Consider the following 13,223-nt stretch of genomic DNA (forward strand, 5'->3'; position numbering starts at 1 on the left):
GCGGGCGGCGGTGGTGTGCATGGCGGTCCTCAGGGGGAAAGAAGAACGGTGGTGGCCCGGCGCGGGTGGGCGTGCGTGTCCCACCCGCGCCGGGTCGTCTCTGGCACCGCGCGGATTACTCGCTCAGTGCGGTGATGGTGAGGGTGCCGCGGTAGCTGCCCTTGCTCACCTCGGTCGGGATCTTCAGGTCGAGCCCGGCGCCGAGCTTCGCCGTGCCGCGCTCGTGCCCCTGGCCGGCGGTGCCGAGCGTGCGGGACACCGAGAGGCCGTCCCCGCCGTCGAAGCCCGACACCACGGTCGCGCCTGCCGCCGCACCCGCTCCGGGGGTGGTGACCTTCGGCGCCCAGCCGAGGTACTTCCCCGAGAAGGTGTTGGTGCCGTCGCGGAAGTCGCCGACCGCGGCCGAGATCGACCACGGCGCGCGCGAGCTGCGGGTGTCCGTCACGGCGATCGGGTTGATCTGGCCCTGCGCCTCGAAGTAGTCGCCCGGCTTCTCGACGGCGGTGCCGAGATCGACGAGGCCGTTGTGCCCGTCGATCGTCCACCCGAACTCACCGGGGGCGGCCTGCGGCACGGTGACCTGGATGTCCTGGCCGTTGCCGTGGTTCGGGCGGATGGTCACCTTGTCCACGATCGAGCCGACCGGCTGCGCGGCGGATGCCCCGCTGTCCGGACCGCACCACGAGACGTTGTGACGCTCGACGGCCGCGTTCGGCGCGGCGCAGGTCCCGCTGCGCACGTTCTGCACGACGAGCTGGTCAGACTGCACGGACACCTTCACGTACGTGCGGACGTGCTCCTGGTTCTGCACCGAGTTGTACCAGTAGTCCTGCGGCTTCAGCGGGTCCGCGCCGTTGCCGGCGCCGCTCGTCCCGCTGTTGTCGGGGGCGGTGATGTCGTAGTACTTCGAGCCGGAGGCCGAGTTCGCGGTGACGTAGATGACGCCGCCGGGGCCCACGTTGACCTCTTCCTGGCCAGGCTGCTCGTCCGGGTTCGCCTTCTGACCGTTCTTGATCTCATAGCTGCGCGAATAGCTGTGGTCGTGGCCCTGGAGCACCAGATCGACGCCGAGCTTCGAGAACGTCGTCGGGAAGTCGACGCGGCGCACCTTGTTGTCACCGTCCTTCGCGTGATCGGCCGGCGAGTAGATCGCGTGGTGGTAGACGAGCACGGTGTACTTCGCCTCGGCGCCGTGCTGGCTCACCACATCGGTGACATAGGAGATGTGCGCGGCATCTCCGCCCCCGCCCTGCGAGGTGGCGTAGCTGTTGCTGTTGAGGTCGATGAACAGCACGTCCTTGTAGATGTACCAGTAGTCGCCGCCCGAGCTTGCGCCCGCCGGGTTGCCGTTGCTGTAGTACGGGGCCGTGCGATCGGTGTTCGGCGTGTAGAAGTGCTGCTCGTACGCCTTGCCGCCGACGTCGTGGTTCCCGATGGTCGCGGCCCACGGGTACTCGCGCAGCTTGTCGGAGATGAGGAAGTTGTTCCAGTGCGCCTCGGTGTTCGCGCTCTCGACCTGGTCGCCGCCCGAGACGAGGAGCTCGGCGTTCGGGTTCGCGGCCAGCGACACGTCCAGGGTGTCGGCCCAGCCGGCGCCGTCGGCGACGGCGTCGCCCGAGGAGCCGATCTGCGGGTCGCCGTAGAACAGGAAGTCGAACGGGCCGTCGAAGGACTGCGTCTTGAACGAGTAGGTCGCCGACCAGTCGCCGTCGGAGCCCACGCGGTACGAGTACTGCGTGTTCTCCTGCAGGCCGTCCAGCGTGGCGTGCCGGTTGTAGCCGGTCGTCGTCGTGTTCGCCGCGCCGAGCGCGGCGAAGCTCACCGCATCAGCGGGGAACGCGCCGTCCACCAGTGCGGCGGTAGGCGCGAGCTGCACCTCCTGCGCAGTGTCGACGGCGGTGTACCAGCTCAGGATGCGCTGGGACTCCGTGGCGCCGACGCCCAGGACGATGCCGGTCTGGTTCGCCGACGGGGTGTCGGCTGCCAGGGCGGGGGTGGCGGCGATGCCGCCGAGCACGCACGACGCGCCGAGCGCGACGGCGGAGAGGACGACGGTCGCGCGACGGCGACCGCGGCGCAGCATCTGCGTTGCTGCGGTTTCGGGCATGGAGTGATCCGTTCTCTTCGAGGTGGGAACTGCGTTGTACTGCGAGGGGAATGAGCTCATGGGCCGCCTCACACGCCGAGCACCCGCTGGACGAACCAGACGAGCCCCGCGATCGAGACGGCGGTGGCGGTGACGACCGTCACCCAGACGAAGAGCCGCGGCGAGCGGCGCCGCAGCAGGGCGAGCAACGGGAAGACGACCGCGATGATCGAGAGCTGCACGGCCTCGATCCCGACGTTGAAGACGAGCAGCGACCACAGCAGCGTCCATGACCACGGCTCGTCGATGCCGAGCGCGCTGGCGAAGCCGAGCCCGTGCACGAGCCCGAAGACGAACACGACGCCGAGGCGCAGCCAGCCGGGCCGGTCGAGCCCCAGCGGCCCGCGCGCGATGTCGAGCCATGCGGCATCTGCCCGCCCGCGCCACAGCCGCCACAGGTACCAGGCCGCGACCGCGGTGATCGAGAGCGCGATCACCGGCTCGACGAGGGCGGCCGGGGCGCTCACCACATGTGTCGCGGCCAGGATGAAGGTCACCGAGTGCGCGAGCGTGAAGGTCGTCGCCGCGTAGATCACCTCGCGCAGACGGCGGGAGCCCGCGATCAGCGCGAGGAGGAACAGGATGTGGTCGATGCCGCTCAGCAGGTGCTCCGCGCCGAGCCGGAAGAACTCCCAGAACCTCTCGCCCGTGCTCTGCGCCGTCGAGAACGACGGGTGCTGAGCGTCGAGCGCCGCACTGCCGGAGTGCGTGTCCAGCGTGTAGCTCAACACGGTCTTCGTGTCACGCACATAGCCCTCCGAATCCGGGAAGAGCGTGCTCTCGATCACGTGCGCCGAGCTCGGCGTCGGGCAGCTGTAGTCGAACGCGATGCTCGCGTACGGGGCACCGTCACGCTGCGTCATCGTCACGGGCCCGTCGATCCGCGGCCTGCACGCAGTGTCTGCGGACGCCACGGTGAAGTGCTCGGCCACATAGCCGAGCACCGTGTCGGCATGCGCGTCGAGTGCTGCCGCCTCGGCCCTCTCATCGCCCTCGTCGAAAGCCGGCTGCCCCGCTTCGAAGAGCGCATCGTCGCCGTGCGCGTCGGCTGCGGAGACGATCAGCAGGTCGTACTCGAGCTCGAGCCTCGCGCCCACATGCCCGGCACGATCCGCCGTCACCGTGGCGTAGACGACCGAGGTGAAGCCGTGGGCGGCGGCCGGCGCCGAGGTCAGGAAGCCGAGCACGGCGACCGCGGTGGCGGCGAGCAGGGTCAGGGCGACCCGGCGGGCGGGGGCGGGCATGGAACTCCTTCGGGTTGGCTATGACGATTCAGTGCGGGGATTAATGGGTTCCTGTCCCGGGGCGAACGGAAGATGAACGCGACCCGGAATCGCGTCGAGCCGACCGCCGCATCGGAGAGGGTGGTGATGTGCCCCTGCTCCGTTCCCTCGCCGTGATCGCCGCCGGACTCCTTTCGGCGGCCCTCTTGGCGGGCTGCGCGCAGTCCGACTGGGACACTCCGCACGCGGCGCCCAGCGCTCTCGGCGAGCCGGCAGCCGGATTCGCCCCCGAGACCTCGCCGAGCCCGGAGGCGACGGTGCACCCGGAACCCGGGTCGTGGGACGAGGTCCGCCCCGCCCCCGGAATGCGCGTCGTCCTGCTGACCGCGGGGCACGACACGCCGACGAAGACGCTCGTCACCGCGATCAGGTCCTGGGCCGACGCCGAGCACGTCGAGCTGCGCACCGTGGCGGCCGACGACGACCTCATCGACGGCATCGTGCAGGCGATGAGGCTGCGCCCCGATCTGATCGTGACGGCGGGCGACGATCTGATCGACCCGCTCGCGACCGTGACGGCGAGCCACCTCGACCAAAAGTTCCTCGTCGTCGGCGCCGAGATCGCCGAGCCCACCGGCAACGTCACCGCCGTCGACTGGACAGGGGCATCGTTCCGCGGCGAAGGCCTTGGCATGTCCTCGAGCTACGACGCGGCGAGCTTCACGACGGAGCGCTGCGGCCGCGGCGTCCGTGCCGGCGTCGCCGCCGTCCTCACCGGGATGACCGGCGTCGTCCTCTGGATCGACTGACGCACGCGGCCCTACACTCGGGAACCATGGCGAGCACTGACGCAAGCCCCGATGCCGCCGAGCACGGCTTCTATCGGCTGAACTGGCTGCAGCGGGTCGGCTTCGGTGCGGGCGATCTCGCGCAGAACCTCATCTACAACACGGTCGCGACCTATCTGCTGTTCTTCTACACGCAGGTCTTCGGCCTCGGCGCCGGCGTGGCCGCGACCATGTTCCTGGTCGTGCGCCTCGTCGACGTCGTGTGGGACCCGCTCGTCGGCACCTTCGTCGACAAGCACACGACGCCCTGGGGGCGGTACCGCGGCTACCTCGTCCTGGCGGGCATCCCACTGTCGGTGTTCGCCGTCCTCGTGTTCTGGAACGGCTTCTCGGGCTCGCTGCTCTACGCCTACATCACGTACGTCGGCCTCTCGATGCTCTACACGCTGCTGAACGTGCCGTACGGTGCGCTGAACGCATCGCTCACGCGCGACAACGAGGAGATCTCGGTCCTCACGACGACGCGCATGTTCATGGCGAACATCGGCGGACTCGCCGTGGCGTTCGGTGTGCCGGTGATCGTGCAGGCGATCTCGCCGACGGGCGACTGGGGGACGCCCGCCGCGGCCGGCGCCTGGCAGACGACGATGCTCATCTTCGCCGCGGTCGGCCTCGTCGTGCTGGTGTTCTGCTTCAGCCAGACACGTGAGCGCGTGGTGATGGATGCCGCGCATCAGGACGACGTGAAGATCTCCGACCTGCTCGTCGAGTTCCGCCGCAACGGGCCCCTGCGCACCCTGGCCTTCTTCTTCATCACGGCGTTCGCCATGATGGCGGTCGGCAACTCGGGCGCGGCGTACTACATGACAGAGGTCGTGCATCGCGAGGACCTCGCCGGCTGGTTCAACGCCCTCGGCGTGCTGCCCGCCTTCGTCTTCCTCCCGATCGTGCCCGCCATCCGCCGCGCCATCGGCAAGCGCGCCCTGTTCGTCGCATTCCTCGTCGTGGGCATCGTCGGTCTCGCGATGCTCTACTTCATTCCCGACCCCGAGCACCATGTCGCCTGGGTGCTCGTCGCCCAGGTGGTCCGATCCATCGGCATCATCGTCGCGACCGGCTATATGTGGGCGCTCGTGCCCGAGGTGATCACCTTCGGCGAGTGGAAGACCGGGCGGCGCATCTCGGGCATCGTCAACGCCCTGACCGGCATCTTCTTCAAGGCGGGCTTCGCGCTCGGCGGCGTCATTCCCGGCATCGTGCTCGCCCTCACGGGCTACGTCTCGGACACCGAGCGCCAGAGCGCCGGGGCGCAGCAGGGCATCCTGTGGCTGGTGTCGGTCATCCCCGCCGCCCTGCTCGTCGTCGCGATCATCGTCATCAGCCGCTATCGCCTGAGCGATGCGCAACTGGTGCAGATGAACCGCGAGATCGAGGAGCGCTCGCGCGCCGGTGAGACGGATGCCGACGACCGATCGGCTTCGCTGCCGAATTCCTCCCTCGCCGATCGAGCCCTGACCGGCTCGCACGATCTCACGCAGCTGCGGTCCGAAGACGACGAAACCCCCGGTCACTGACCGGGGGTTTCGCGCTCTTCGGTGGATCTGAGGGGACTCGAACCCCTGACCCCCTGCATGCCATGCAGGTGCGCTACCAGCTGCGCCACAGACCCGTATTCGGTTGTCGTTGCCGTTCGGTTTCCCCTCGCGGCAACTCGTTCAGCTTACTACAGCGAACGGCGTGCCAAGAAATCGAGGGCGGCTCAGCGCCCCGTCACCCCTGGCCCGCAACGGCCGAGTGCGGCAGCTCGAAGGGCACCACCGGGCAGTCTCGCCACAGCCGCTCGAGGGCGTAGTACTGGCGGTCCTCCTGGTGGAAGACGTGCACCACGAGATCGCCGAAGTCGAGCAGCACCCAGCGGCCCTGCTCTTTGCCCTCACGGCGCAGAGTCTTCACACCGGCCTCGTTCAGCGCGTCCTCGACGGCATCGGAGATGGCGACGACGTTGCGCTCGGAGTTGCCGGAGACCAGCAGGAAGATGTCCGTCAGAGGAAGCGGGCCGCTCACATCGAGTGCGACGAGCTCTTCGCCGGCCTTCGAGTCGGCTGCGACCGCAGCCAGCTGGAGCAGCTCTCGGGCCTGGGCGGATGCCGTCATGCAGTGATCTCTCTGTCTTTAGAACGCGTGGAAGACGAAGCCGGCGACGACTGCGCCGATCACGCCGAGCGCCGCGACGCCTCCGACGGAGACGCCCACGATCGCGCCGACCTTGTGGCTGGTCTTCTTGGGCGGGACGATGTTCGTGCTGACCGTCGGCACGTGCGTCGAGATGGCGCGAGTGGCCGCCACGGGCTCGACGCTCGAGTTCGGCGCGACGTCTCGGTCGTGCTGGTCGAGCAGGTGGTCGATGTCGGGGCCGTCGAAGTGACCCTGGACCTGGCCAGTGGCGCCGAGGCCGCGCGGCAGGTCGATCGACCCGGTGAGCAGGATCTCGCCGGTCGCGTTCAGCGGGCCGGTCATGTCGGCGGCGGACGGGATGACCGGCAGGATCAGCGCGTGCGACGCGGTCGTGGCGCCGGAGGATTCGACCGAGCGGGTGTGGGCGTCGGCCGCCCCCTGCGCGATCACGTCGTCGAAGCTCTCGCTCGCGCCGAGGGACCAGTGGCCCGTGGGCGGCTGATACGCCCGCACCTCGCCCGTCGTCGGGCCGACCGGCGCGTCGTCGATGACCTCGGGCTCGGCGGCGGTGAACGCGGCAGGCACCTCGGGCTCGGGCGCCTCGGAGATGACCTCGGGGGCGGCGACCGCCGCCTGCGGCAACGGCAGCGCGGCGATCGGGACGTCGACGATGGGAGCAGCGGGGGCGGGCTCAGCGGATGCCTCGGCTGGAGCGCCCTGCTCGACCGGCGCCGACTGGATCTCCTGCGCCTGCTGCAGCGCCCGCAGCTGACGGCGGGTGAGCGGCACGACCGGCGCGGCCGCGGCCGATTCCGGGGTCGCCTCCTGGGCCGGGGGCGGCGGTGCGTCCGTCTGCACGACAGGCCGCAGATCCGCAGGTTCAGGGGCGGGCGATGCGGAGAAGGGGAGCGCGACGGCGGGAACCTGCTGCTCACCGGTGGTCGATTCGACCTGTGCTGCCCGCTCCATCTCGCGGAGCTGACGGCGCGTCAGCGGCTGCTGCTGATCCTGCCTCAACGTCATGCCACGCTCCGATACAGATGGTGCTTGGAGATGTACTGGACAACGCCGTCAGGAACCAAGTACCAGACGGGGAAGCCCCTGCTCACCCGACTGCGGCAATCCGTGGAGGAGATCGCCAGTGCCGGGACTTCCAACAAGCTTACGTCGCCCGTCGGCAAACCCGTAATGCTCAGTTCATGTCCCGGACGACTCACAGCGACGAAGTGGGCGAGCTCCCAGAGCTGGTCGACGTCGTGCCAGGTGAGGATCTGCGCGATCGCGTCAGCGCCTGAGATGAAGTAGAGCTCGTCATCGGGTCGCTCGGCCTTCAGGTCGCGCAGGGTGTCGATCGTGTAGGTGGGCCCCGGGCGATCGATGTCGACGCGGCTCACGGTGAAGCGCGGGTTGGATGCCGTCGCGATCACGGTCATCAGGTAGCGGTGCTCGGCCGGGCTGACGGGGCCCTTCTGCCAGGGCTGGCCGGTCGGGACGAACACGACCTCGTCGAGGCCGAACGACTGAGCGACTTCGCTCGCTGCGACCAGGTGGCCGTGGTGGATCGGGTCGAAGGTGCCGCCCATGACGCCGACACGTCGCCGACCCTGCTGAGGCACGACCATCTGCGCTGGCGGCTCCGACTCGACCTAGTGCTGGCCCGGGTGGCCGGCGCCGTGCGACTCGGAGCCGGTCGAGGTCATGTGCTGCGCCGCCTCGGGGTCGTGGGACGGGGCGTGCCGGCGAGCGACATCCTTGTAGCTCCAGGTCACGGCGCCGAGGAAGATGAACGCGACCGCGCCGATGATGCCGTACACCATCGCCGGGATGGGCAGCTCGTGCTCCTGGTACTCGAACGCGGCGAGGACGGCGGTGTGCAGCATTGCGGATTCGTTCCTTTCGACGTGGGGCGTCGGGCTCAGTCTATCGGCGGATCTGCCCGGAACCGCGCACCAACCACTTCGTGCTGGTGAGTTCGGGCAGGCCCATCGGCCCCCGGGCGTGCAGCTTCTGGGTCGAGATGCCGACCTCGGCGCCGAAGCCGAACTCGCCGCCGTCGGTGAAGCGCGTCGAGGCGTTGACCATGACGACGGCGGAATCGACCTCGGCGAGGAAGCGATCGGCGTTGCCGAGGTCGTTCGTGATGATCGACTCGGTGTGGCTCGTCGAGTAGCGGCGGATGTGCGCGATCGCCTCATCGAGATCGTCGACGACGCGCACGGCGAGGTCCAGGCTCATGTACTCGGTCTCCCAGTCCTCCTCGGTGGCGGGCACCGCGTCGGGGAAGATGGCGAGAGCGCGCTCGTCGGCGTGGATGGTGACGCCCGCTGCGCGCAGGGCGCCGAGCACGGGCGGCAGGAGCCTGGTCGCGGCATCCGCATGCACAAGCAGCGTCTCGACGGCGTTGCACACGCTCGGCCGCTGCACCTTCGCATTGCGCACGATGTCGACGGCCCAGTCCTCGCGGGCGCTCTGGTCGAGCACGATGTGCACCACGCCGGCCCCGGTCTCGATGACGGGGACGGTCGACTCTGTGACGACCGTCTGGATGAGCTGCGCGCTTCCCCGCGGCACGAGCAGGTCGACCCGGCCGCGTGCGCGCATGAGCTCGGATGCGCCCCGGCGCCCGAAGCGATCGATGGTCTGCACGGATGCCGCCGGCAGCCCCGCCTGCCCAAGGGCGGCCTGGATGGCTGCGACCAGGACCGCGTTGGTGCGCTCGGCTGCCGACCCGCCGCGCAGAACAGCCGCGTTGCCGCTCTTCAGCGCGAGCGCCGCGATGTCGACCGTGACGTTGGGGCGCGCCTCGTAGATGGCGCCGACGACGCCGAACGGCACCCGCACCTCTTCGAGGTGGACGCCGTTCGGCAGGGTGCGCCCGCGCACCGACTCGCCGACAGGGTCGGCGATGCCGACGATGTCGAGCACGGCGTCGGCAAGGCCCTGCACCCGCTCGGGCGTCAGCGTCAGCCGATCGAGCAGGCCGCTGCTCAAGCCGTTCTCGCGGCCGCGAGCCAGGTCTTCGCGATTCGCCGCCACGATCTCGTCGACATGGGCGAGCAGCTCGTGGGCGACGGCCTCGAGCGCCGCGTCCTTGGCGGAGGAGTTCGCCGTCGCGAGCACACGCGCCGCACGCTTCGCGTCGTCGAGGTCTGCGTAGAAGGCCGCGGAGTCGAAGTCGCCCGTCGGGGGCGCCGTCGGATTCTCGAGCAGGGACATGAGGCGAGTCTAGTTTTGCGGCGCCGGTTCGAAGTAGGTGCCGACGGATGCCCCGTCCAGAGCCTGCGACACGAGATCGATCGACGTCAGCACGACAGCGATGCCGGCCTCGGCCGCATGCCGGGCGGCGGAGACCTTCGTCACCGCTCCCCCGGTGCCGACCCCGTTCACGGTCGTCGCCCCGATCTCGACGCCGGCCAGCCGGTCGTCGATGCCCACGTACGGGATCTGCTCGGCGCCGGGCTGCTGCGGGGGCTTCGTGTAGAGCGCGTCGACGTCGGAGAGGAGGACCAGCACCTCGGCGCCGATCAGCCGCGCGACGAGGGCGGCGAGCCGGTCGTTGTCGCCGAACCGGATCTCGTGCGTGGCGACGGTGTCGTTCTCGTTGACGATCGGCAGGATGCGCAGCTGCAGGAGCCGCTCCATGGCCCGCTGCGCGTTCTCGCGGTGGGCCAGGTCCTCCATGTCGTTCGCCGTGAGCAGCACCTGGCCCGCGACGATGCCGTAGGGGTCGAGGGCCGCCTGGTAGCGGTGCATGAGCACGTTCTGCCCGACGGCGGCCGCGGCCTGCTGCGTTGCGAGCTCGTCGGGGCGAGACTCGAGCTCGAGGAACGGCATGCCCGTCGCGATCGCGCCCGACGACACGAGGACGATCTCGGCGCCCTTGCGATGCGCCGCCGCGAGGGCGAGCACCAGGGGCGCGATCCGCCAGGAGTTCTCGCCGCTGATCGACGAGGAGCCGACCTTGACGACGATGCGCTTGGCCGAGGTCAGAACGGGTCGTGCGCTAATCGTGGTCCCCCTCGACCTCGTCGCCCGCCCACAGGCCGGCCTCGCGCTCGGCATCGAGCTCAGCGCGCGCCGCCGCCTTGCCGTCCATGCGCTCGTAGTACTGCTCTCGACGCTCGCGGCGCGTGGCACGCGAGTTCTGGTTGAGGCGCTCGTCTGTGCCTCGCGGCGCGGTGACGAGCTCGGCGGTCGAGGTCAGCGTGGGCTCCCAATCGAACACGATGCCGTTGCCCGGCCCGATGACGACGGTGTCGCCGGCGACAGCGCCTGCGGCGAAGAGCCCGTCTTCGACGCCGAGCTTCGCGAGCCGGTCGGCGAGGAAGCCCACCGCCTCGTCGTTCTGGAAGTCGGTCTGGGCCACCCACGCCTCGGGCTTCTGACCGAGCACGCGGTAGTAGGTGCCGTCGCTGCCGCCCTCGACCTTGACGGTGAAGGGCACGGCATCGACGGCCTTCGGGCGCATGACGATGCGCGGGCGCTCCTGCTGTTCGGCCGCCTGGCGTGTGCGCTCTGCCTGGACGATCTCGGCGAGGGCGAACGACAACGGGCGCAGCCCCTCGTGGCTCACGGTGGAGATCTCGAACACGCGGAAGCCGCGCGACTCGAGCTCAGGGCGCACGAAGTCTGCGAGATCCTTGCCGTCGGGCACATCGACCTTGTTGAGCGCCACCAGCTGCGGGCGATCGAGCAGCGGCACCTGGCCCTCTGGCACGGGATATGCGGCGAGCTCGGCCTGGATCACCTCGAGATCGGTGATCGGGTCGCGCCCCGGCTCGAGCGTCGCGCAGTCGAGCACATGGAGCAGGGCCGTGCAGCGCTCGACGTGACGCAGGAACTCGAGACCGAGCCCCTTCCCCTCACTGGCGCCCTCGATCAGCCCGGGCACGTCGGCCACGGTGTAGCGGACCTCGCCCGCCTGGACGACGCCGAGGTTCGGCGTCAGCGTCGTGAACGGGTAGTCGGCGATCTTCGGCTTCGCGGCGGAGAGGGCCGCCACGAGCGACGACTTGCCCGCCGACGGATAGCCGACGAGTGCGACATCCGCCATCGTCTTCAGTTCGAGCTCGACGTCGCCTTCCCAGCCGGGCGTTCCGAGCAGTGCGAAGCCCGGCGCCTTGCGCTTCGGGTTCGCGAGGGCCGCGTTGCCCAGCCCGCCGACGCCCCCGGCCGCGACCACGAAGCGCATGCCGGGCTCGTCGAGGTCGACCAGCTCTTCGCCGTCGGCGCTCTTGACGACCGTGCCGACCGGCACGGGAAGCTCGAGATCCTCGCCGCGGGCACCGTGCCGCATGTCGCCCATGCCGAAGCCGCCGTTCTCGCTGCTCTGGTGGGGGCGGCGATGGTAGCCGAGCAGGGTCGTGACCTGCGGGTCGGCGACCAGAACGATGTCGCCGCCGTGCCCGCCGTTCCCGCCGTCGGGGCCGGCGAGCGGCTTGAACTTCTCGCGGCGCACGCTCACGCAGCCGTTTCCGCCGTGACCGGCCCGCAGATGCAGCGTCACGTGGTCGACGAACGTCGCCATGAGGTCTCTCCTAGGGGTGAATGCAAGAGGGGCGGGCCGAAGCCCGCCCCTCCATTGAATCTCAACGATTCGTGGTCTACGCCTCGGCCGTCACGATGTTGACGACCTTGCGGCGGCCCTTGACGCCGAACTGCACGGCGCCGGCCGACAGGGCGAAGAGGGTGTCGTCGCCGCCGCGGCCCACGTTGGCGCCGGGGTGGAAGTGGGTGCCGCGCTGGCGGACGATGATCTCGCCGGCGTTCACCTGCTCGCCGCCGAAGCGCTTCACGCCCAGGCGCTGCGCGTTCGAGTCACGGCCGTTGCGAGTGGAGCTCGCGCCCTTCTTGTGTGCCATCTGGAGTGCCTCTATGTCTCTCGGAGTCCTGGGGACTACTTGATGCCGGTGACCTTGACGCGCGTGAGCTCCTGGCGGTGGCCCTGGCGCTTCTTGTAGCCGGTCTTGTTCTTGAACTTCTGGATCACGATCTTCGGGCCGCGCAGGTCGCCCAGGACCTCAGCGGTCACGGTCACCTTGGCGAGGGCCTTGGCGTCGGAGGTGATCTTGTCACCGTCGACCAGGAGCACCGGGGCGAGCTCGACGTTGCCGTTCTCGTCAGCCTTGATGCGGTCGAGGGTCACGATGGTGCCGACCTCGACCTTCTCCTGCCGACCACCGGCGCGCACAACTGCGAAAACCACTTCTGTACCTACTTCTCCGGGGAGCGAAGCCGCTCCGATGCTTGATTTCTGGGTGACTCACCGGCCTGCGAGCGACTGTCTGCGACAATCGATCGGGCTCGGGAAACCGAGGTTACGGCGCGGCACGAGCCAGCGCACGCCAACAATCAAGAGTACCTGATGCGGCATGGCCGGTCAAAACCGCCGCCGACCGGCCGCGCAGTGCGCTCCGGTAGGCTCGGGGCCCATGACCGTGCTGATCGATCGCCCAGCGTGGCCCGCTCACGGAACACTCTGGTCGCATCTCGTCAGCGATGCGTCCCTGCAAGAGTTGCATGACTTCGCGCAACGGGCCGGGGTGCCACGCCGTGCGTTCGATCTCGATCACTACGACGTGCCGGCCGAGCGCTATGACGAGCTCGTCGCCCTCGGCGCCCAGCCGGTGTCGATGCGTCAGCTCGTCGAGCGTCTGCGCGGCAGCGGTCTACGCGTCCGCGCCGTCGACCGGCGCTGACCCCGACTGACCGGACTCGGTCGTCAACGCCCCCGTCGAGACCCGGCGGCTGCGGCGGGGCTGCTTCGCCGGAAGCGAGTCGAGCACCGAGTCCAGCAGCTGCGCGGTCGCCTCGGCGTCGACACGGCGAGACTCGGCCACGGGGTGCGCCTCGGGCAATTCGATGGCGGATGCCTGAGGCTGCGGCTGCTCG

At 69.6% G+C, this 13,223-nt stretch carries 15 protein-coding genes and 1 tRNA gene; 3 read left to right on the plus strand and 13 right to left on the minus strand.

What is annotated here, in order from left to right; all coding sequences use genetic code 11:
- Nucleotides 1–115 precede the first annotated feature (115 nt).
- Together ACM2XV_RS07510 and ACM2XV_RS07515 are read right to left on the minus strand one after the other, a co-directional pair.
- Nucleotides 116–2,107 carry a purple acid phosphatase family protein gene (locus ACM2XV_RS07510; protein ID WP_487026485.1) on the minus strand — a complete coding sequence of 664 codons (1,992 nt, stop codon included), beginning with the start codon at nucleotides 2,105–2,107 and terminating at the stop codon, nucleotides 116–118.
- Nucleotides 2,108–2,175: 68 nt separating this feature from the next.
- A complete protein-coding gene (locus ACM2XV_RS07515; protein WP_487026486.1) occupies nucleotides 2,176–3,390 on the minus strand; it encodes a HupE/UreJ family protein in 1,215 nt (404 codons plus the stop codon).
- Between the two features lie 128 nt (nucleotides 3,391–3,518).
- Between ACM2XV_RS07515 and ACM2XV_RS07520 the strand changes: the two genes are divergently transcribed.
- Nucleotides 3,519–4,178, plus strand: coding sequence for a type 1 periplasmic-binding domain-containing protein (locus ACM2XV_RS07520; protein ID WP_487026487.1), 660 nt, complete (start codon nucleotides 3,519–3,521; stop codon nucleotides 4,176–4,178).
- A gap of 26 nt (nucleotides 4,179–4,204) precedes the next feature.
- Entirely contained in the window at nucleotides 4,205–5,731 is a 1,527-nt protein-coding gene (locus ACM2XV_RS07525) for an MFS transporter (protein ID WP_487026488.1), read from the plus strand.
- A gap of 22 nt (nucleotides 5,732–5,753) precedes the next feature.
- Here the strand turns inward: ACM2XV_RS07525 and ACM2XV_RS07530 are convergent.
- The 10 genes from ACM2XV_RS07530 to rplU all read right to left on the minus strand — a co-directional run bounded on the left by ACM2XV_RS07530 (nucleotide 5,754) and on the right by rplU (nucleotide 12,537).
- Nucleotides 5,754–5,826, minus strand: a tRNA-Ala gene (locus tag ACM2XV_RS07530).
- Nucleotides 5,827–5,927: 101 nt separating this feature from the next.
- Nucleotides 5,928–6,311: a ribosome silencing factor gene (gene rsfS / locus ACM2XV_RS07535; RefSeq protein ID WP_344777383.1), complete on the minus strand. Its 384-nt coding sequence runs from the start codon at nucleotides 6,309–6,311 to the stop codon at nucleotides 5,928–5,930.
- 18 nt (nucleotides 6,312–6,329) lie between these two features.
- The gene (locus tag ACM2XV_RS07540; protein WP_487026489.1) at nucleotides 6,330–7,355 is read right to left on the minus strand and encodes a hypothetical protein; all 1,026 of its coding nucleotides are present in this window, start codon (nucleotides 7,353–7,355) and stop codon (nucleotides 6,330–6,332) included.
- Nucleotides 7,352–7,948, minus strand: coding sequence for a nicotinate-nucleotide adenylyltransferase (gene nadD / locus ACM2XV_RS07545; protein WP_487026490.1), 597 nt, complete (start codon nucleotides 7,946–7,948; stop codon nucleotides 7,352–7,354). The genes ACM2XV_RS07540 and nadD overlap by 4 nt, the downstream gene beginning before the upstream one ends.
- A gap of 30 nt (nucleotides 7,949–7,978) precedes the next feature.
- Nucleotides 7,979–8,212 carry a hypothetical protein gene (locus ACM2XV_RS07550; protein ID WP_487026491.1) on the minus strand — a complete coding sequence of 78 codons (234 nt, stop codon included), beginning with the start codon at nucleotides 8,210–8,212 and terminating at the stop codon, nucleotides 7,979–7,981.
- A gap of 40 nt (nucleotides 8,213–8,252) precedes the next feature.
- Nucleotides 8,253–9,548 (minus strand): glutamate-5-semialdehyde dehydrogenase, encoded by a 1,296-nt coding sequence (locus ACM2XV_RS07555; RefSeq protein WP_487026492.1) that lies wholly within the window; start codon nucleotides 9,546–9,548, stop codon nucleotides 8,253–8,255.
- A 9-nt stretch (nucleotides 9,549–9,557) separates the two neighbouring features.
- The gene (proB, locus tag ACM2XV_RS07560; protein WP_487026493.1) at nucleotides 9,558–10,394 is read right to left on the minus strand and encodes a glutamate 5-kinase; all 837 of its coding nucleotides are present in this window, start codon (nucleotides 10,392–10,394) and stop codon (nucleotides 9,558–9,560) included.
- A complete protein-coding gene (gene obgE / locus ACM2XV_RS07565) occupies nucleotides 10,336–11,859 on the minus strand; it encodes a GTPase ObgE (protein ID WP_487026494.1) in 1,524 nt (507 codons plus the stop codon). The genes proB and obgE overlap by 59 nt, the downstream gene beginning before the upstream one ends.
- Nucleotides 11,860–11,935: 76 nt before the next feature.
- The gene (rpmA, locus tag ACM2XV_RS07570; RefSeq protein WP_344777369.1) at nucleotides 11,936–12,193 is read right to left on the minus strand and encodes a 50S ribosomal protein L27; all 258 of its coding nucleotides are present in this window, start codon (nucleotides 12,191–12,193) and stop codon (nucleotides 11,936–11,938) included.
- A gap of 35 nt (nucleotides 12,194–12,228) precedes the next feature.
- The gene (gene rplU, locus ACM2XV_RS07575; RefSeq protein WP_344777367.1) at nucleotides 12,229–12,537 is read right to left on the minus strand and encodes a 50S ribosomal protein L21; all 309 of its coding nucleotides are present in this window, start codon (nucleotides 12,535–12,537) and stop codon (nucleotides 12,229–12,231) included.
- Between the two features lie 226 nt (nucleotides 12,538–12,763).
- Here rplU and ACM2XV_RS07580 point away from each other — a divergent pair, with 226 nt between their 5' ends.
- The gene (locus tag ACM2XV_RS07580) at nucleotides 12,764–13,030 is read left to right on the plus strand and encodes a DUF4031 domain-containing protein (protein WP_487026495.1); all 267 of its coding nucleotides are present in this window, start codon (nucleotides 12,764–12,766) and stop codon (nucleotides 13,028–13,030) included.
- On the opposite strand, the gene ACM2XV_RS07585 is transcribed toward ACM2XV_RS07580, so the two are convergent.
- A partial coding sequence (locus ACM2XV_RS07585; protein WP_487026496.1) for a hypothetical protein occupies nucleotides 13,001–13,223 on the minus strand: 223 nt, incomplete at its 5' end. The two genes, ACM2XV_RS07580 and ACM2XV_RS07585, sit on opposite strands and share 30 nt — an antisense overlap.

Source organism: Gryllotalpicola sp. CP2-P1 (genome assembly GCF_057512245.1).